The 19,079-nt window shown below is 60.7% G+C and carries 18 protein-coding genes; 10 read left to right on the top strand and 8 right to left on the bottom strand.

Annotation, left to right across the window (positions count from 1 at the left end; all coding sequences use genetic code 11):
• Window positions 1-53: 53 nt before the first annotated feature.
• Together IEX36_RS13315 and IEX36_RS13320 are read right to left on the bottom strand one after the other, a co-directional pair.
• Window positions 54-398 (bottom strand): histidine triad nucleotide-binding protein, encoded by a 345-nt coding sequence (locus IEX36_RS13315; RefSeq protein ID WP_188760061.1) that lies wholly within the window; start codon window positions 396-398, stop codon window positions 54-56.
• Window positions 399-418: 20 nt separating this feature from the next.
• A complete protein-coding gene (locus IEX36_RS13320) occupies window positions 419-1,732 on the bottom strand; it encodes a M48 family metallopeptidase (protein ID WP_188760062.1) in 1,314 nt (437 codons plus the stop codon).
• A gap of 217 nt (window positions 1,733-1,949) precedes the next feature.
• Between IEX36_RS13320 and IEX36_RS13325 the strand changes: the two genes are divergently transcribed.
• Together IEX36_RS13325 and IEX36_RS13330 are read left to right on the top strand one after the other, a co-directional pair.
• Window positions 1,950-3,707: a metallopeptidase TldD-related protein gene (locus IEX36_RS13325; RefSeq protein WP_229668996.1), complete on the top strand. Its 1,758-nt coding sequence runs from the start codon at window positions 1,950-1,952 to the stop codon at window positions 3,705-3,707.
• Window positions 3,704-5,443 carry a metallopeptidase TldD-related protein gene (locus IEX36_RS13330; RefSeq protein WP_188760063.1) on the top strand — a complete coding sequence of 580 codons (1,740 nt, stop codon included), beginning with the start codon at window positions 3,704-3,706 and terminating at the stop codon, window positions 5,441-5,443. The genes IEX36_RS13325 and IEX36_RS13330 overlap by 4 nt, the downstream gene beginning before the upstream one ends.
• A gap of 8 nt (window positions 5,444-5,451) precedes the next feature.
• Here the strand turns inward: IEX36_RS13330 and IEX36_RS13335 are convergent, their stop codons facing one another.
• Both IEX36_RS13335 and IEX36_RS13340 read right to left on the bottom strand, forming a co-directional pair.
• Window positions 5,452-6,219: a septal ring lytic transglycosylase RlpA family protein gene (locus IEX36_RS13335; protein ID WP_188760064.1), complete on the bottom strand. Its 768-nt coding sequence runs from the start codon at window positions 6,217-6,219 to the stop codon at window positions 5,452-5,454.
• The gene (locus tag IEX36_RS13340; protein ID WP_188760065.1) at window positions 6,216-6,446 is read right to left on the bottom strand and encodes a hypothetical protein; all 231 of its coding nucleotides are present in this window, start codon (window positions 6,444-6,446) and stop codon (window positions 6,216-6,218) included. Before IEX36_RS13340 ends, IEX36_RS13335 begins: the two co-directional genes overlap by 4 nt.
• Window positions 6,447-6,474: 28 nt before the next feature.
• Here IEX36_RS13340 and IEX36_RS13345 point away from each other — a divergent pair, with 28 nt between their 5' ends.
• The 4 genes from IEX36_RS13345 to IEX36_RS13360 all read left to right on the top strand — a co-directional run bounded on the left by IEX36_RS13345 (window position 6,475) and on the right by IEX36_RS13360 (window position 10,710).
• Window positions 6,475-6,834 carry a hypothetical protein gene (locus tag IEX36_RS13345; RefSeq protein ID WP_188760066.1) on the top strand — a complete coding sequence of 120 codons (360 nt, stop codon included), beginning with the start codon at window positions 6,475-6,477 and terminating at the stop codon, window positions 6,832-6,834.
• A complete protein-coding gene (locus IEX36_RS13350) occupies window positions 6,824-7,378 on the top strand; it encodes a hypothetical protein (RefSeq protein ID WP_188760067.1) in 555 nt (184 codons plus the stop codon). The genes IEX36_RS13345 and IEX36_RS13350 overlap by 11 nt, the downstream gene beginning before the upstream one ends.
• A 46-nt stretch (window positions 7,379-7,424) precedes the next feature.
• Window positions 7,425-8,315, top strand: coding sequence for a hypothetical protein (locus IEX36_RS13355; RefSeq protein WP_188760068.1), 891 nt, complete (start codon window positions 7,425-7,427; stop codon window positions 8,313-8,315).
• 298 nt (window positions 8,316-8,613) lie between these two features.
• Complete coding sequence (locus tag IEX36_RS13360; RefSeq protein ID WP_188760069.1) at window positions 8,614-10,710, top strand: radical SAM protein; 2,097 nt, start codon at window positions 8,614-8,616, stop codon at window positions 10,708-10,710.
• Between the two features lie 77 nt (window positions 10,711-10,787).
• Here IEX36_RS13360 and IEX36_RS17520 read toward each other — a convergent pair whose 3' ends face one another.
• From IEX36_RS17520 to IEX36_RS13375, 4 genes are all read right to left on the bottom strand, one after another.
• Window positions 10,788-11,411 carry a hypothetical protein gene (locus IEX36_RS17520; protein WP_229668997.1) on the bottom strand — a complete coding sequence of 208 codons (624 nt, stop codon included), beginning with the start codon at window positions 11,409-11,411 and terminating at the stop codon, window positions 10,788-10,790.
• 15 nt (window positions 11,412-11,426) lie between these two features.
• Window positions 11,427-11,840, bottom strand: coding sequence for a type II toxin-antitoxin system VapC family toxin (locus tag IEX36_RS13365; protein ID WP_263364998.1), 414 nt, complete (start codon window positions 11,838-11,840; stop codon window positions 11,427-11,429).
• Window positions 11,837-12,094, bottom strand: coding sequence for a type II toxin-antitoxin system Phd/YefM family antitoxin (locus tag IEX36_RS13370; RefSeq protein WP_188760071.1), 258 nt, complete (start codon window positions 12,092-12,094; stop codon window positions 11,837-11,839). Before IEX36_RS13370 ends, IEX36_RS13365 begins: the two co-directional genes overlap by 4 nt.
• 99 nt (window positions 12,095-12,193) lie before the next feature.
• Window positions 12,194-12,901: a YcbK family protein gene (locus IEX36_RS13375; protein WP_229668998.1), complete on the bottom strand. Its 708-nt coding sequence runs from the start codon at window positions 12,899-12,901 to the stop codon at window positions 12,194-12,196.
• A gap of 146 nt (window positions 12,902-13,047) precedes the next feature.
• Here IEX36_RS13375 and tsaA point away from each other — a divergent pair, with 146 nt between their 5' ends.
• The 4 genes from tsaA to IEX36_RS13400 all read left to right on the top strand — a co-directional run bounded on the left by tsaA (window position 13,048) and on the right by IEX36_RS13400 (window position 19,014).
• On the top strand, window positions 13,048-14,004 hold the full coding sequence (gene tsaA / locus IEX36_RS17670) for a tRNA (N6-threonylcarbamoyladenosine(37)-N6)-methyltransferase TrmO (RefSeq protein ID WP_308422318.1): 957 nt from the start codon (window positions 13,048-13,050) through the stop codon (window positions 14,002-14,004).
• A gap of 87 nt (window positions 14,005-14,091) precedes the next feature.
• Window positions 14,092-16,353 (top strand): PAS domain-containing sensor histidine kinase, encoded by a 2,262-nt coding sequence (locus IEX36_RS13390; RefSeq protein WP_188760072.1) that lies wholly within the window; start codon window positions 14,092-14,094, stop codon window positions 16,351-16,353.
• Between the two features lie 45 nt (window positions 16,354-16,398).
• Complete coding sequence (locus IEX36_RS13395) at window positions 16,399-18,339, top strand: glycoside hydrolase family 2 protein (RefSeq protein ID WP_229668999.1); 1,941 nt, start codon at window positions 16,399-16,401, stop codon at window positions 18,337-18,339.
• 141 nt (window positions 18,340-18,480) lie between these two features.
• Entirely contained in the window at window positions 18,481-19,014 is a 534-nt protein-coding gene (locus IEX36_RS13400) for a TetR/AcrR family transcriptional regulator (RefSeq protein ID WP_229669000.1), read from the top strand.
• Window positions 19,015-19,079 lie beyond the last annotated feature (65 nt).

The raw sequence follows: 19,079 nt of genomic DNA on the forward strand, positions 1-19,079 counted from the left end.
GCATCATCGCGCGGCGCGGAGTTTTCCGTTGCCGCGTTGCTGCGTCTGGAGGATTAACCTGGAGGCCATGCCATGGGGCGTCCACCGAGCAGGTGCAGGTGCAGGTGGTGGACCGTCTGGCCGCCGTGGTCGCCTGTGTTGACGACGACGCGGTAGCCGTTGTCGAGCTTGTGGCTGCGTGCAATCTGTGTGGCGACAGACATCAGGTGGCCGACCAGCGGCTTGTGCTCGGGGTCAGCCTTGGCCAGTGAGGCGATGTGCTGTTTGGGAATGATCAGCAGATGTGTGGGAGCCTGCGGGTTGATGTCGGGAAAGCCAATACAGTACTCGTCTTCATAGACACGATTGGCTGGGATGGTGCCTGCGATGATCTTACAGAACAGACAGTCATGTGACATGTGGGCCGGTCTTTCTTGCTTCAATGTTGGAAGTACTTCGGGTGATGGCCTGGGAGCCAAGGGTTGTAGGTCGCCGCGAAGGCGGCCCGTTCGCTGATGGACGGGTGACTGAAGGTCCAGAACTCGACGAAGCGGTTTGGACTGGGATTGACGAGTGAGGTTTCACCCAGCAACTGGAAGGCTTGCTGGGCCGTGGTTTGCGGGTCGGCGACGATGCCGTGAATGGCCTCCTGTCCATAGACGTCGGCGGCGTGCTCCTGGATGCGGCTGTAGCTGTTGAAAATTGGCTCGCTCACGAATGAGAGGATGGAGAGCACGAGCACGAGGACGACGAGCGCGGACCAGTCGTGTTGCGAGGGCACGCCCCAGGCCGGCCCGTAGCGGCGAATCAGCCATCCGGTGGCGAGATACATCAGGTAGAACTCGATGAGAAGCAGTGCGGCCGAGAACTCGATCGTTGCGCGGATGTGGCCGAGAACGTAATGTCCCATCTCGTGACCAAAGATGAACAGAATCTCGTTCGGGGTTGCCTTTTGAATGGTTGTATCCCATACAACGACGCGTTTAGAGGGGCCGATTCCCGTGACGTAGGCGTTCAATCCAGTCACCTTGGCGCTGGCCTGCATCAAAAACATATGATCTGGCGGAATGCTGATGCCGCCACGTTGGACCACCTGTTCGAGCTGCGCTACCAGCGTTGGATCGGTCTTTTCGAGTGGCTGAAATTTGTAGAAGAGCGGATCAATCAGCACCGGTGAGATAAATACGCCGAAGATGACGGCTGCGATTGCTGGTATCCAGAACCAGAACCACCAGCGGCGGGGCGATTTGCGCATCACCCAGAAGAGCAGCATGACAAACAGCCCGCCCAGCACGAAGGTGAGGCCGAAGCTCTTGGCCTGATCGCCGAACCAGCTTCCCCAGCCTTGCACGGACTGGCCGTAGGCAACGGCTTCGTGGTGGCCAATCATATCGAGCGGTAGCGTGAGGATGGTGATGATCAGAAGGAGCAGGAACGTGAACAGAAAACCCTGCGCCCAGCGATTGCCGCTGGCTCCGACGGCCACGCGCTCCATCCAGGCGGCGATGCCGAGCGCGAGGATCAGGACGAGTTGCAGGATGCCCCAGCCGCTCTCGGCGAAGCCGAGCACCACGCGCACGCGCGAGTAGTCGATGGCCTGCTTCAGCTTGTCCGGGGGCAGGGAATAGGCGGCTGCGCTCTGGCTTGTCTGCTGTGACGCCCGCACTGTGGGGGCATTCTGCGCGTGGGCTGGTTTGGCGAAGCTGGCCGCAAGTACGGCGAGCAGGAGCAGGATGGGCCGGAGTCTCTTCATGCACGGTTTCTCAGCGGGCGTCTGCAGTCTCGAAAGAAGGCTGCTGCCGTGCAAAGATATCGCCAAAACACTCCGCGCCGCAACAAAGTCCTGCCGGAGCGCGTCTTCATAAGAAAGATTTGCTCCAAAGATTGGCTTTGAGCAGCGCAACGTGAAAGACATTCGATACACTCACGAACAGTCGTATTTTCCGTAAGCGAAACGAGTTTCTCATCTCATGAATAGAAAAAGCATGACGGTTGCCGGTGCAGGATTGGCCGGCCTTGCCTTGGTGTCGATGTTGCTGCCTGCGCGTGTTGTCTTCGCGGCGGCGAAGCCAGCTGCGGCGACAAACACGGTCCTGGTGGACACGATGGAAGCGGAGCTGCATCGCGCGATGAGCTCGCTGGGCAGCACGGGGGCGGACGGCGCACAGCCGAAGCCTTACTTCCTCAGCTATTCCGTGGCCGATGCAGACGATGTTGCCATCGCCTCGCAGTTTGGCGCGATTACCGCCTCGAACGAGAGCCATCGCCGCTACGCTGATGTGCAGGTGCGCGTCGGCGCGCCCGCCGAAGACAACACGCACGGCGACCACCGCAACAGCGCGCTCACGACCGTGCAGCTGCCCCTGACGGACGATCCTGAGGCAATCGCGCACACCTTGTGGTTCGCAACGAATCGCGGCTATGGCAAGGCGCTGGACGCTTATCTTCAGGTGAAGACCGATCAGCAGGTTCGCGCGAAAGAAGATGACACCTCGCCGGACTTCTCGACCGAGAAGCCTGTGACCGGGATGCTGCCACCTGCCGCGCCGCTCAGTGTGGACCGCGCAGCGTGGGAGACGCGGTTGCGCGAGCTTTCGGGCATCTTCAAGCAGTACCCGGATGTCTTCTTCAATACGGTTGCGCTTCAAGTCAGCTCGGAGACGGACTACTACGTCTCGTCCGAGGGCACGAAGACGGCCACACCCAGCCACACGGCGCGGCTGGTGATCGTTGCCCGCACGCGTGCAGCCGACGGGATGGACCTCTTCCGCGACCAGACGTTTGAGGCAGAAGACGCGGAGCATCTGCCTGACCAGGCGACCCTCGTCGCCAAAGTCAACGACCTCGCGAAGAGCCTTGCAGCGCTGCGTGCTGCTCCCGTGACCGAACCCTACAACGGCCCGGCGATCCTGAGCGGACGCGCCGCGGCGGTCTTCTTCCACGAGGTGCTGGGGCACCGGCTCGAAGGGCAGCGCCAGCGCGGCGATGAAGAGGGCCAGACCTTCACGAAGATGGTCGGCAAGCAGATACTGCCGACGTTCATCAGCGTCGCCGACGACCCGACGATGGCTACCTTCGACGGCACTGTTCTGAGCGGCCACTACGACTACGACGACGAAGGCCAGCCAGCCGAGCGCGTCGATCTGATCAAGGATGGAGTGCTCGACAGCTTCCTGATGTCGCGGCTGCCTATCGCCAGCTTTGCAAGCAGCAACGGACACGGCCGCGCGGAAGTGGGCCACATGCCGACGGGCCGTCAGGGCAACCTGATTGTCAGCTCGTCGAAGACCGTCTCGGACGCCGATCTGCGCGAGATGCTCAAGGCGGAAGCAAAGAAGCAGGGCAAGGCGTACGGGCTCTTCTTCGAGGACATCTCGTCGGGCTTCGCCGTCACCACGCGCCGCTCGCCACAGGCGTTTCAGGTCATCCCGCTGGTCGTTTATCGCGTGTATGTCGATGGCCGTCCGGACGAGCTGGTGCGCGGTGTGAGCATTGTGGGGACGCCGCAGGCGGCGCTGCTGCGCATCATGGCGACAGGCGACAAGCAGCAGGTCTTCAATGGCATCTGCGGCGCGGAGTCAGGCAGCATTCCTGTAAGCGCAGTGGCACCGGCAATGCTGGTCAGCGAGATTGAGACGCAGAAGCAGGCGCAGGGAACAGCGCGTCCGCCGATTCTTCCCCCGCCCGGAGCGGAGAACCCAGCATCAACCGGAAAGGGTGGCCTATGAGCGGACGATTTTCATCGAGAGTTGCAGGGAAGTGCTGGCTGGCTGTAGCGGCCTCGGTTCTATTTGCTACCGCTGGGGTTACAAATAATGCTGTCGCGCAGAAGCCTGTTCACAGCGCTTCTGCTCACGGCACTACCACTCACGGAAGCACCGCTCACAGCACAGAAGACGTGCTGCTGAAGGCGATGAAGACGGAGCTCGCCCGCGAGAAGGCCGATCTTGTGCTGACGGGGATGCAGCGTCCTTACTTCATCGAGTACAGGCTCGACGACCTTACCGCCTATGAAGCCGTCGCCAACTACGGCGCGCTGACGAGCGAAGAGGCGAACCATGCCCGCGTTGTGCGCGTGATTGTGCGGGTCGGCGATTACACCTCCGACAGCAGCACAGGCCGCGGCGACGGCAGCGTCACGCTCGCTCCTGAAGACAACAATCCCGAGGCGCTGCGTTATGCGCTGTGGATCGCCACCGACACGGCCTACAAGGGCGCGCTGCGCGCTTATGCAGCCAAGCAGGCTGCGCTCAAACAGTATCAATCGACGCGGCCCGAGCATGACTTTGCCGAAGAGAAGCCGGTCGCGCACATCGGTCCGCTGGTCTCGCTGGACCTCGACCGTGCGGAGTGGAAGAGGCGCATCATCCAGGCCAGCGGCCTCTATGCGACTGATCCCACAGTGCGCGGTTATGCCAACGACGTGCAGTACTCGACCGCGAACATCCGCGCGATTGCTCTCAACCGCTACGTGGTCAACACCGAAGGCACGGCGCTGCGTCAGGGCTATACCGGCTACAGCGGAATGATCAGCGTGGGCGGGCAGGCTCCCGATGGAATGCAGTTGAGCCGCGATAACGGCACGACCGCTGTGGACGCCAGGGACCTTGAAAGCTGGCCGGCGTTTCGCAAGCGTGTCATCGACGATATCGAGAGCTTCGAGGCACTGCGCAAAGCTCCACTCGTCTCTGCCGACGACTATCACGGCCCTGTGCTGATGAGTGGGGACGCTGCCTCTGATGTCTTCAGCCACCTCTTCATGCCGAACATCCTCGGCACGCGTCCGGCGATGGGCACGACCGCACGCACCAACGGCGCCTATGCGGCCAGCTACAAGTCGCGCGTGCTGCCGGACTTCCTCAGCGTCACCGACAACCCGCTGGAGGCGAAGTACGCCGGTCATGCGCTGATGGGCGCCTACACCATCGACGATGAAGGCGTGCCGGCGCAGACGGTCAACGTTGCCGTCAACGGCACGCTTGAAAACTACCTCATCGGCCGCGAGCCTATCCGCGACTTTCCTGCTTCGAATGGCCACGGCCGCGCCGCTCCTGGAGGAGATGCGCATCCTTCCAGCAGCGTGCTCGTTGTCAAATCGAGTCAGCCGCTTTCGCCTGAGGAGCTGAACAAGCGGCTGCTCTCCATGGCGAAAGACCAGGGCCACGATGTGTATTATGTGCAGACGCTGGGCGGCCCGTTTCAGCCGCGTGTGCTCTATCTCGTGCATGCCGACGGCACACGCCAGCTTGTGCGTGGAGCGGCCTTCGACGAACTCGATACGCGCAGCCTGCGTTCGGACATCATCGCTGCGGGCAACGATCCCTTCGTCTCGCAGTCGCTCGGCGCTGTCCCAAGCACAACTATCGCGCCCAGCCTGTTGTTCGACGACATCGGCATCAAGCGCGCCACAGAGGAGCAGCAGAAGCTTCCGTACTATCCTCCGCCTGCTCTGCCGGAGAAGTAGCGGCGGATTTAATTTGTGCGGATGAGGAATGGTTGCGCGGCGGGATCGCGCGGATGGATGCCGTCGGCGACCTCGGTTGCCGTGTTCTTGTCGGGATACCTCGGGTTCACGCGAACCCAATAGCCGGTGGGTCCGGGGAACTCGATCACCTTCGCTGTCCGGTAGCGGCGCATCAGCTGCTCTTTCAGGGCGATGGCGTCCTTCTCACGCGCGAATGCTCCAACCTGCACGCACCAGCGTCCAGCGGGATCGGCGGCTGCCTGGTCCGGCGGCGCAAATGCCTCCAGCCGAACCTTCGCAACACCGGCGCGGTAAACGCCCGTCGCCTTCGCTGCGGCAAGCGACAGGTCGATGATGCGTCCGCGCACGAACGGCCCGCGGTCGGTGATCTTGACGACGGCAGATTCGCCGTTGGCGAGGTTCGTGACGCGCACGATCGTGCCCAGCGGAAGCGTCAGGTGCGCAGCGGTCATGGCGTTCTGGTCGTAGATCTTGCCGTCGGCGCCCTTGCGCCCCGCGTACGGAGGCCCGTACCAGCTTGCAAGCCCGACTTCGGTCATGATCGGTTTGCCGTAGCTGCGCGGAATCTCGGCAGGCGCTGTGGCGGAGCCTTCTTCTGATGGCGCAGGCTGCGTCGTGGACGGATAGCTCGGTGTCGAACGAATCGCGGGCGGAGGCGGCGGGTTGTACGCACGCGCCGTCTCGCGATGGCAACCGCTCACGGCCAGCGCGGACACCGCGAGTGCCACTCCGGGAAGCAGGCGGGCGTGCCTCAAGGCTTCGCCGCACCTGTTGGCGGTTGCGTGCGCGAGTTCGCGTCCATGCGGTCTGCGAGCTTTTCGAGCTCAGCGGCAGCGCGGCGCAGCGCGTCAGGTCCATTGCGCCGCACCTCTGGCACGATCTCATCGTTGATGTGCTGAATCAGTCGGCGCAGGTCTTCTTCGGCGCGTGTGCCTGCTTCGCTGAAGATCTGGCCCCATCCTCGATTTGTCTCGTTCGCCATGCGTCACCTCGGCTCTCTCATTATGTAGATGTGGAAAAATGCCGGTCAACGCATCCGGCGCGTTATTCCGCGTGCTGGTGCCGATGTGGTAACGCGTGCGATGGAATACAACCTCAAGCAATTCAATGGCGTCTTTGTTGCAGGCGCATTGATTCAGCGGTCAAGATTTTGTTTTGATGTGATCGAATTTCTTTCTCTGAGGCGACTCATTGGTACTTTTTGCGACCAGGTTTGCCCGCACTTTGCTGCTTGGGCTGACCATTCCGATTGCATCGCTCGGATACGCTCAATCCGTCTCGAGCAGCGCGTCGCCTTCAGCGGACTCGGCGCTTCCGAACGCTCCAACTCCCGCCACTCGTCGCGCACCCTGGTATGGGATGACGATTAGTCCAGATGAAACGGCACCGCGGCTCACCATATTCGACAAGGCTCTTGGCGGCCTTCGCGACTCCGTTTACCCTCCCTCGCAGGTTGCATGGATTGCTTCGGCGGGCTGGTCGCAGTTGATCAACCGGAGCCCCAATTACGGTACCGACAAAGGCGCATTCGGCCAACGTCTCGGTGCTTCCGCTGTGCGCGACATCAGCGAAACGGTATTCAGCAAATCCGTCTTTGCGCCCGTCTTTCACGAGGACCCGCGTTACTACCGGATGGGCCCCGGCCACGGGATCATTCAGCGCGGTGTCTATGCTGCAACTCGCGTCTTCGTTACACGAACCGACGAGGGGCGTGCAACTCCGAACTACGCTTTGCTGGTTGGTCACGCAGGCGGAGCTGCGCTCACCGTGACCTATTACCCGGCGCGCAACACCAGCTTTGGCGGCGTCTCCCGAACCTTTGCTACCTCGCTCGGCGGGGCGGCCCTGGGGTTTGTCGCCGACGAGTTCCTCGATGACGTATTGCATGCTGTTCATCTGAAGAAGGCAGAGTAGTTTTTTTGCTGCTAGTGTTGAAATGGGAATGGAGCGAATTGCGTTGATGCGTTGGATGCTATCTCTGGCGTTGCCACTGTCCACGCTCGCCTGGGCCCAGACGACGCCGCCAGCTCCCGCACAAGCGTCCTCGTCCTCCATCTCCAGCCAGCTTCCCGACGCGCCCAGCGCAGTCAATTCCGGCCAAGAGGATGTCGTTGTTGTAGCCGAGGAGTCGTTCAAGAAGACCGGTGACGGCGCGCACTCGTGCGGAATTTTTTCGTCGATGAAGGTTGTCTACTTCGACCCGCGCCGCGTGAACCAGATACCCAAGCCCTGCAGCGAGCTGGTCTACCCGTATCAGCGATTCCTCAACACCAACGTCGCCATTCCCATGACGTGGCAGCAGAAGGGGTATCTCGCGCTGCACGACCTGAGCGACCCCTCCAACCTCGGCACCATCGCGGGCATCTCGGCCATCACCATCGGGATTGATTCGCACACAGCTTACGGCCCGGGTTGGAAGGGCTATGGCAAGATCGTCGGCGTCAGCCTGGCGCAGGACGCGACCGGTCAGTTCTTCGGCGTCTTTGCTATCCCGGCGCTCGTGCGTCAGGACCCGCGCTACTACCGGATGCCTCACGCTAGCATTCCCCGGCGCATCCTTTACTCCATCTCACGCACCGTGATTTCGCGCAACGATGCCGGCGACCCGATTCCGAACTATGCCTCGCTGCTCACCTACGGCATCAATTCCGAGATCAGCAACCTGTACGTCCCTGGGATTCACCCCAACGCAGAGTCCACCCTGGCCCGCACCCTTACCGGCATCGCCACCGACCCAGCCAATAATTTGCTCACTGAGTTTCTGCCTGACGTAGCCACTCGCATCCACATCCGTATCATCTTCGTGCAGCGCATCCTTAATAACGTTGCTGCTCCGGACGCAGGCTCCTGAGCAAAAATTCATCTTTTTTCATGATTTTTTACCGTCCCATTCGCTGCTTCTAAATAACCATTCAATGCAAAATATCGCTGTTCGCCTTTGTTTGCTTCGACTTAGGTGTCAGAGTGCGTACTGTTAAGGGCGCACCGAAGTTATCCCTAGCTGCGTCATAGCAATAGAGTTTGCGAAGACGCGCGTTCGAGGCACTTGGCTTAGGCCAGCGCCGCCCATTTGCGATGCACGCATGCAATGGGGCAAACAGGATTTGAAGTAAGCAATCGAAGAACATGATTCTTTCGAGGAGAAAAAGATGGCAAAGGCAGCGAAGTTGGCCGAAAAGGCCCTTACTTATGGAGCTAAAGCAGGTTGGGCCGTTTTCAGTAAATTGAATTCCATCAGTCCGAACCCGAGCTTTACCCCCAAGTGGAGCGACAAGCCACTGCTCAAGAGCTACCAGAAGGAGAAGCCCCCGCTGGGCTGGCCGCGCACGACCGATTCGCTCTGCCCCAAGTGCGTCCCTGAGATTCGCCAGCAGATCCTCGACGGCAAGCTGCCGCACGAGATCCTGCTGAACGAGAAGGTTGGCGAGATCAAGGCACAGATCATCGAGCGCGATGGCAAGATTCTGATGGTGAAGGACTGCCCCATCCACGGCCACTTCGAGGACGTCATGTCCATCGACCCGCCGATGATGAAGCACCTCGAAGACGTCTTCCCCGGCCGCGACATCCGCGCCCACAACGACGAGAAGCTGCACAACCACGGCACTTCGACCGTCACGCACGGCCGCGGATCGGTCCTGACCATCGACCTGACCAACCGCTGCAACATGATGTGCGACCCCTGCTTCATGGACGCCAACCAGGTCGGCTTCGTTCACGAGCTGACGTGGGACGAGATCAAGACCATGCTCGACAACGCGATCTCCATCAAGCCGCGCCGTCAGATGAGCGTGCAGTTCTCCGGCGGCGAGCCGACGCTGTCGCCGTACTTCCTCGACGCCGTCGCCTACTCCCGCAAGGTGGGTTACAACTCCGTGCAGGCCGCGACCAACGGCATCGAGTTCGCCAAGTCGAAGGAGTTCGCCAAGGCCGCCGCTGAGGCTGGTCTGCGCTATGCGTACCTCCAGTTCGACGGCATCGGCAACGCGGCCAACTCGCACCGCAAGGTCGGCAACGCGTTCGACGTGAAGCTCCAGGCCATCCACAACCTGCACGAGGCCGGCGTCGACATCGTCCCGGTGACGACGATCGTCAACGGCATCAACAACGAGCAGGTGGGCCGCATCATCGAGTTCGCGCTCGACAACCCGAAGAAGATCAACTTCCTCTCGTTCCAGCCGGTGTCCTTCACGGGTCGCGATGAGGAGATCTCCGACGAGCGCCGCACCGCGCAGCGTTACACGCTGTCGCACCTCGCGCACGACATCCGCAACCAGACCGGCCTCGGTGAATCGACGCGCGACTGGTTCCCGATCTCGTTCATGAGCACGTTCTCCGACTGGGCCGATCTGGTGCACGGACCCGATCACGACTGGGGCCAGCTCTCCTGCGGCTGCCACCCGAACTGCGGCATCGGCATGGCGCTGATGATCGACAAGGAGACGAAGGAAGCCGTTCCGGTCACCTCGTTCCTCGACGCCGTGCAGCTTGCCAAGGACGTGGCGAAGGTCAACGACGCCGCTCGCGGCAAGTTCCTCTCGATCGTGGGCGTTTCGCTTGCGCTGCTGCGCAACTACGACCCGACCAAGGCCCCCACGCACTTCAAGATCATGGACCTGCTGCAGAAGTTCGATAAGTGCTTCGGCGCGACCGGCCGCAACTACGGCAAGGTCACGGGCGACCGCACGATGGCCGACATCGAGAAGCGCCGCGCCGACCGCTGGAACTTCCTCTTCATCGCCGGCATGTGGTTCCAGGACCTGTTCAACTACGACTTCCGCCGCACCGAGCAGTGCATCATTCCGTATGCGACGCAGGAGGGCGAGATCAGCTTCTGCGCGTACAACACGGGCATCGGCTGGCGCAACATCATCGAGAAGATGCACATGACGTCGACGCTCACCAAGTGGTACGAGGAGCATGGCCGTCACGAGATCTTCGCCGGCGGCAAGAAGGTCGGCCTGGAGAAGGAGGCGAAGTACGACCTGGTGCTCAACGAGTCCCACGTCAACGCCGCCGCCAACGACACCTTCGAGAAGAGCGGCATCGCCAAGAACGCCCGCGAGGAGAAGATCCGCGCCCGCGACGCGAAGATCAAGCAGGACGCTGAAAACGCGAAGATGGCCAAGCTCTACCGCAAGGAGATCCTGAAGGAGGAAGAGATTCCCGGCTTCATCTCCCTCGGCGAGATCAAGGCCGCTCCCGCAGCCAAGGTCGAAGACAAGGACCTCGTCGCCGGGGACTAATTGCAACATCAGTTCAACAACAAAGGCCGCCAGCAATGGCGGCCTTATTCTTTCCCGAATACAGATTGGTTGGTTACTTAATCCTCTGGTCGTGGAAGTCGATAACGGATAGTGAGACTGGCTCCCGCACCTTTCTCTGGCTCATCTAGGACGGTGTCACCATCCCGCATCTCTTCCCTCATTACTCGGCAACAGACTGGCATCCTGTGTGTGGGACCCGGGTACCAGCCTGTTCTGCGGTGAAGCTCGCCAGCTTGGACATCGACACAATCATCGCCACTTTCGGAAGCATTTTGGAGCAATAAATACAACTGAAGCCAAAAATCCTTTGCGACAGGATGGTCTCGTACAGGTTCGTTCAGTCCTGTCACTTTAGCCCATTCCGCATCGCTGGCGCTCCTGCCTGCATGACTCAATACTCCTGGTGGTGCTGGCCGATAAATACGTTCCAGTAGAGGAGTAAAAATAAATGGTAGGACGGCGAAATAAACGATAAGTCCAACGATCAACCACAAGAAGGAACTACCACCCCAAATGAACCCCAGCCCAACGATCAGAATCGCCATAGCCGCAACAACGATGCCGCTACCCCAACGAAAAAATGCTCCGGCAGCGTGCCCTACCGGCATACGGCTATTGACTCCGTACCAGCAGTGCAGGAAGCTCGCAAGAATTAATAGAACGATGCCGACAACAAGCACGGTACCTCCTAAGCCTCAAAACTCTACCAACTTCACACCCAGCTGCTCAAAGTGCTTTCGATTCAGCGTCGCCAGTGTCATATCGTGAGTCATGGCTGTAGCTCCGATTAAGGCATCCATCGAGTCCATCTTCCAGCCTTCATTCTGCGACCGCGCGATGATTTGCCCGGCGAGGTCTGCTGTGTGCCTCTCGATAGGAACGATGCGGCCGTCAAAGCGTTCCTGAAGATCGTGGACCAGCCAGCGTTCCAACTTCTCCCGCTTCTTTCCCACCTGGGTGCGTTCGATGCCGTATCTGATTTCGAGAAGTGTCGCGACGCTCAGGAACAGGTTGTCTTCATCCTGATGCTCGATCCAGGCAAGCACCTTCTCGTGCGGCCGGTCCTTCGTGAGCTGCGAGATCACATCTGTATCGAGTAGGCATCTCAAAACTTGATGGGCCTCGGATTCAACCTGACGCGGTCGATTTTGATGCCGGAGCCGCGCAACGGAGAATTACGGAAGAACTCCGCCAGACTACTCTTCGGCCTTTCCGTGCCGTACTCGGCTTTCCATTCGTCTATCGAGATCACCACGGCAACTGGACGACCGTTTTTTGTAATTTGCTGGGGGCCCTTCCTTTGGGCCTGTTCCACCATCTCACTGAATCTGGCTTTCGCCTCCGCCACTGCCCAATTCGACATGGTTCACCTCCATTCTGACCATTCTAGTCAAAATGACCAGAATAGTCACTTTTGACGAAGAAAGCCCGGCTTCAGCCGTATTTGTGAGGTTAGCTGTGGCTATTCGCCATTCACCGTGCGCTCGACATGGCGTCTGCGGGCCACAAGGTGCCTGCGGCTCCGTCGTGGAGTGCGCCCGAAGGTCCACTGCCGCACCGGGCCTACGTCCACATGTACGAAGTGGCTGACAGGGTAGTAGCCCACGCCGCCCTCATGCAGACTCAGCGCGGCATTGCGAAGCTGAGCCGTCGAAACCCCCGGCACGCGAATGTCGATGGCGTGTCCTTCCATGTGCTGGCTGTGCTCGGCGACGCCGCTGTGCGGAGATTCGTCGCGCAGCATCTCGTTCGTCTCCGGCGTGCGGTAGCCGCAGACGATGTCGATCACGCCGTTCGGCCGGTGCAGCCGCTGCATCACCGAGTGCAGCACATCGAACTCTTTAGGGTCGTAGCTGATGACGTCCTGCGTGTAGTGGTCGCGCAGAAAGTAGTCCAGCTTCTCCAGCGCCTCCGGGATATACGTGTCGCCTACCCGGTACACAATGTCCAGGCTCTCGCCGGTATGCAGGTTCTGGAGCTTGAGCCGGAAATCATCGGAGACGGACTGCGCCTCGGCCCGCGCAGCCGCGGCTGCTTCTGCGATCCTGTGCCGGCGTGCTTTTTGAACGGCTGCCCTGTGCGCGGCAGAGGTTTGCGTCCGCGCCCAGGCGGATGCGCACATTCCAAATAAAATCACCGCAGACAGAGCCCTATAGCCCAGACGCTTCATCCAAACTCCAGCCGACAACCCGGCCTCGAATCAAATTCGCAAATGAGGTTTACCAACCGCCATTCGTATTCACGATTTTACGCTTTCAATCAACGAATGACTGTCCGGTGTTCTGTAACTTTCGTGGCATATCCTTGTAAATAACCATGACGCTCGACCCCATCCAGCTTCGCGTGCTCGGCTCGTTGATAGAAAAAGAGATCGCCACGCCAGAGAACTATCCGCTCTCGCTCAACTCGCTCATCAATGCGTGCAATCAGAAGTCCAGCCGCGACCCCGTTCTCTCGCTCACCGAAGACGAAGTTCGCCAGGCCCTGCACACGCTCGAAGACCTCGCGCTCGTCGCGCCGGTGCACGACGGCCGCGTGCCCAAGTACGAGCATCGCATCCGCACGGTGCTCAACCTGCGCCGCGACGAGACTGCCGCGCTCTGTCTGCTGATGCTGCGCGGTCCGCAGACGCCGGGTGAGATTCGCAGTCGCGCCGACCGTCTCTACACCTTCGACGATCTTGCCGCAGTTCAAGCCACGCTCGACCGCCTCGCCGCACGCAACAATGGTGAAGAGGACCCTGCGAAGACCGGTCCGCTTACCGTGCAGCTACCGCGCCAGCCCGGATCGCGTGAAGCCCGCTACGCGCACCTGCTGGGGACCGCGCCTGATCTGACGCAAGGCCAGCCCGCAAACCCAAAGCCAGCCACGTTTGCTGTCGCTCCCGTCGGGCACGTCGAATCGCCTTTAAAGGAGCGAGCCGATGCGCCAAGACAGGGAAGTGCGGGCGCTCCCGAAGCATGGGTTGTCGTGAATGAGGTGCTGGTTCCGGGGCTTTTAAGGGCCGCAGCGGGAGACGAGATCATCCTGCTGACGTGGCTGCACCAGGCCAAACGCGATGTGCTCCAGGTGCATCCCGGCTGGGACCCGAACGTACCGCTCACGGGCGTCTTTCTGACGCGTTCGCCCGACCGTCCCAACCCCATCGGCCTGCACCGCGTTCAGGTGCTCGAAGTTGCCGGGAGCAGGCTCAGGGTCTCGCCGCTGGAGGCCATCGACGGCACGCCCATCATCGACATCAAGCCGGTACTCAAGCACTCCCAGGATTTTTAGCTCGTTCGCGAAACTGCGTGAGAAAAACTGCCGTCTGTTCTCATGCACTCATTGTTCTGTATAAATGAAAGCCAGCTAGACGCATTCATGTCGAACTTGCCCATCGACGACACGGGTATGCAATTGGAGCGGCGCTCCAAATCGCGGCGCGATGTCGACGCGGAGCGCGATCATCTGCTGCACCTGCTCATGCAGCTTCCTGGCGCCATCGCGTGCCTCGACCGCGACTGGTACTTCACCTTCGTCAATCCGGAAGCGATGCGCCTCTTCCGCCTCACGCCGGAGCTGATCCGGACCAGGAACCACTGGGAGATCTTCCCGGAAAAACTCGGCACCGAGGTCGAGCGGGTCTACCGCTCGGTGATGGAGACCGGGCGTCCGGCCTACATCGAATATCACTGCGTGCCGCTCGATGTATGGCTCGACACGCATATCCTGCCTATCGAGGGCGGTGTCGCTCTCTTCTGCCACGATGTGACCGACCGCAAGGGCGCCGAGATGTTGCGCGACTCGGCTGCGCGCCGCCTGAACCAGGTGCTCGAAGCCACGACCGACGCCGTGGTCAGTATCAACCGCGAAGGAAACTTCACCTTCCTCAATCGGCGTGCCAGAGAGCTGCTCGCCGCCAAGGGCGACCTGCTGGGCAAAAATGTCTGGCAGGAGTTTCCCGCGGCGAATCATCTTGGCGCATATCGTTACCACTTCGACCGCGCGCTCACGGAAGGCATCGCTTCAGAGTTTGAGGAGTATTATCCAGAGCCGCTCAATCTCTGGCTTGCGATCCAGCTTCGCCCTTTTGACGACGGCGTGGTTGTCTTCTTCCGCGACATGACCGCCAGACGACAAGCCACCGCTACGCTGACGCGCCAGCAAGAGCTGCTCTCGGTCGTCCAGCAGGCCGCGCGCGTCGCTACCTGGGACATCGACTGCGCAACCGGAAAAGTCACCTTCGGCGACGGCTCATATCCTGTCTTTGGCCATCCGCTCGAAAGCCTTCCACACTTCGGAGCATTCAAAAAGATCGTTGTGCCGGAGTATCTGCCCGTCATCGCCGCATGCACGAAAGCTGCGATCGAGACGGGCGAGGTTATCGTGCAGGAGTTTCAGGTGCGCGCCGCCGACGGCAGCATTCTCTGGCTCGAAAGCCGCGGCCAGGCTGTCATGAAGAACGGCTTTCCCATCAGCCTTCGCGGCATCACGCTCGACATTCACGAGCGCAAGAAGAGCGAGGAGGCGCTGCGGCAGCGCCAGGCCGAGACCGAGCGCCAGCGTGCCGAGCTCGAGACCATCTATCAGACTGCGCCCATCGGCCTCTCGCTCTTCGATCCCGTCGAGTTCCGCTACCTTCGCGTCAACGACCGGCAGGCGGAGACTATCGGCCTGCCACGCGAGCAGATTCTTGGCCGGCCTATCACTGAGATCGCGCCCATCGATGGCCTGATCGATCTCTTTCGCCAGGCCGTCGGCGGCCACCCTGTGAAAAACCACCTGCTCGAAGGCGAGCTTGCCACACGGCCTGGCGAGCGGCGGTTCTGGAACGTCAGCTACTCGCCGGTCGCGAACTCTGACGGTACCGTGGCCGCGCTTGCCGCTGCTGTGCTCGAAATCACGAACCAGAAGAAGGCCGAGGCCGCGCTGGTGCAGAGCGAGAAGCTCGCCGCCGTGGGCCGCCTGGCCAGCTCCATCTCGCACGAGATTAACAATCCGCTCGAAGCCATCACGAACCTGCTCTACCTCACCAGCCTCGATCCCGGCCTGCCGCAGCATTTGCAGGAATACGTCCATGCCGCGCAAAGCGAGCTCTCGCGCGTCTGCCAGATTGCCACGCAGACGCTGCGCTTCCATCGCCAGGCAGTTCGCGCCACTCGCGTCACGGCGGCGGAGCTGGTCGACGCGGTGCTTAAGCTCTACGCAGGCCGCCTCGCCAACTCTGCCATCACAGTCGATGCGAAGTATGCGAGCGATACGCCCATCCTCTGCTTTGAAAACGACATTCGCCAGGTGCTCAACAACCTCATCGCCAACGCCATCGACGCCATGCGCCAGGGCGGCCGTCTCGTCATCCGCGCTCACAATGCGAAGCACTCTCGCGCCGGGCACACTGCGGGCCGCGACGGCATCCGTATCACCATCGCCGACACCGGCACCGGCATGTCCCCCGCCGTCCGGGCCCGCATCTTCGAGCCCTTCTACACGACGAAGGACCTGAACGGCACCGGCCTTGGCCTCTGGATCTCCGAAGACATCGTGAAGCGCCACCAGGGACACCTCACCTTCCGCACCACGGAACATCCCGTCCACCACGGCACCGTCTTCTCGCTCTTCCTTCCGCTCGAAGAGACGCTTTAGGGAAATCTTCCCTCTCAGAGACAATTGTTCATACCGCGAAGTATCATGATTCGCACGTCTAAAACGATTGTCATCCGCCGTCACGAACCCACGGAGAATCCGTCCATGAACTATCGCAGCCTGCTCGCTGCCGCGCTTCTTACTCTGCCTGCCGCGCTCCTCGCACAGACCAATGCCTACCCGCCCAGCGAAGTCACTACGCAAAACACCACGCTGCTCGTCGACATCGACCATCGCCCTGCCATCTCGCTCGACGGCCAGTGGCACATCATCGTCGACCCATACGGCACTGGCATCTACGACTTTCACCACCAGGTCAAATCGCGCGGCTACTTCATGGACGCCAAGCCCAAGCCCGGCGACGAGTATGACTTCAGCGCCTCGCCTACGCTCAAGGTTCCCGGCGATTGGAACACCCAGCGCGCCGACCTCTTCTACTACGAAGGACCCATGTGGTACGAGAAGGACTTCGACTACACCGTCAAGCCGCACACCCGCACCTTCATCCACTTTGGCGCGGCCAACTATCGCAGCTACATCTGGGTCAACACGCACAAGGTCTGCGAGCACGAGGGCGGCTTCACTCCCTTCGATTGCGACATCACCAGCGTCGTGCACGATGGCCACAACTTCGTGGTTGCCGCGGTAGACAATAGCCGCATCCCCGATGGCGTACCCACGCTTCAGACCGACTGGTGGAACTACGGTGGCCTGCACCGCGACGTCTCCATCGTCGAAGTGCCGGAGCAGTTTATTGACGACTACGACCTGCACCTCGTCCGCACGCCCGACGAAGCCAGCACCAACCGCACCCTTGAAGGCTACGTCCACGTCGAAGGCGCGCCCGCAGGCACGCCCGTCACCGTCAACATCCCGGAGCTTCACGCGACCGCGCAGGCAACAACCGATGCGAACTCGCGCGTGGCCATTACCATCCCGGTCCAATCACTGACGCTCTGGTCGCCCGACACACCGAAGCTCTACAAAGTCGAGCTCACCGCTGGCACAGGCGCGTCCGCAGACCATCTCGAAGATATGCACGGCTTCCGCACCATCGAGACGCACGGCACCGAGATACTCCTGAACGGCAAGCCCATCTTTCTGCGCGGCGTCTCCATCCACGCCGAAGCCCCCTACCGCACCGGCCGCGCCTACTCGCAGCAGGATGTGGACACGCTGCTCGGCTGGTGCAAGGAGCTTGGCTGCAACTTCGCACGTCTTGCGCACTATCCGCATGACGAGCGCATGACGCGCACCGCCGACCGTCTCGGCATCCTCATCTGGTCCGAGATTCCCGACTACTGGGCGCTCCAGTTCGATAACCCCGTCGTGCTCGAAAAATCCAAGCAGCAGATGCGCGAGATGATCCGCCGCGACCGCGACAAGGCCAGCATCATCCTCTGGTCGGTTGCGAACGAAACGCCGGACACCGAGGTCCGCACCAAGTACCTGACGACGATGGCGAACTACGCGCGCGAACTCGACCCCACACGCCTCGTCACCGCCGCGCTGCTTGTCCGCACGACGAAGGGAGCGAACGGCCCTGTCAAAGTTGTCGACGATCCGCTTGGCAAGGCTCTCGATGTCGTCGGCACCAATGAATACATCGGCTGGTACGACGGCCCCATCGACTCGATCGATAAGACTACATGGGACATCCACTACCAGAAGCCGCTCATCATGTCTGAGTGGGGCGGAGGCGCGCGCTTCGGCAACCACGACAGGTCCGCGCATCCTGCGCCGTGGAGCGAGGAGTACCAGGCCGAGCTCTACCGCCATCAGATTCCAATGCTGAACAAAATCCCACAGCTACGCGGCACAACGCCGTGGTGCCTGATGGACTTCCGCTCGCCGATGCGCACGTTGCCCGGCAAGGAAGACAACTTCAACCGCAAGGGCATGATCAGCGACCAGGGCCAGAAAAAAGAAGCCTTCTACATCCTGCAGAAAGCCTATAAAACCCGTTCCCTCGGCAAAGCGCAATAAGTCGTCAGCTTAAACCTGCACGAGCTGCTCGTTTCTGAATCAGGGAAATCAGCCTTGACATATATTGAGTACGGTCGTACTCTTACGGCCATGCGGTACTCGACAGAACACAAAGCGGAGAACCATAAGAATATTCTTTCCGTGGCCGCTCGCACGTTTCGCGAGCGTGGCGCCGACAGCAGCGGGATCGGGACAGTGATGAAGGAGGTAGGCCTCACGAAAGGGGGTTTCTACCGGCATTTTGAGAGCAAGGACGACCTGTTCGTCGAGGCGGTGGCACGGGCATTCGAGGAGATGGGAAATGGGACGGCGGAAGCAGTAAAGTCCGCGCCCCAGGGCCAGGCTCTGCGGATCATCATCGAACGCTATCTCAGCATGCGTCACGTGAATTCGCCCGGATCCGGCTGCGTGCTCTCGGCCCTCGGACCGGAGCTCGCGCGCAAGCCGCTGGCTGTGCGAAAACGGATTGAGTCGTTGCTGGACGCGTATCGTGAACGGCTGCTGCCCTTTATTCCAGGCCGGACACGCGAGGAAAAGCTGGTGAAGTGCAGGCTGCTGTTTTCCAGCATGGCGGGAGTCCTGATGATGGCCCGCATGACTCCCGACCCCCAAAAGCGCGAGCAGAGATTGATGGAGGCGAGGAGCTTTTTCATCAAGTGCTTTGCAGAAGAGTAATTTTTTTGCCCTAAAAGAGTACGGTCGTACTCTTAAATTAAACGCACCCGAACCGAATCGAGAGG

Origin of the sequence: Edaphobacter acidisoli (assembly GCF_014642855.1) — a bacterium.
In the GTDB taxonomy this organism is placed as follows: Bacteria; Acidobacteriota; Terriglobia; order Terriglobales; family Acidobacteriaceae; genus Edaphobacter; species Edaphobacter acidisoli.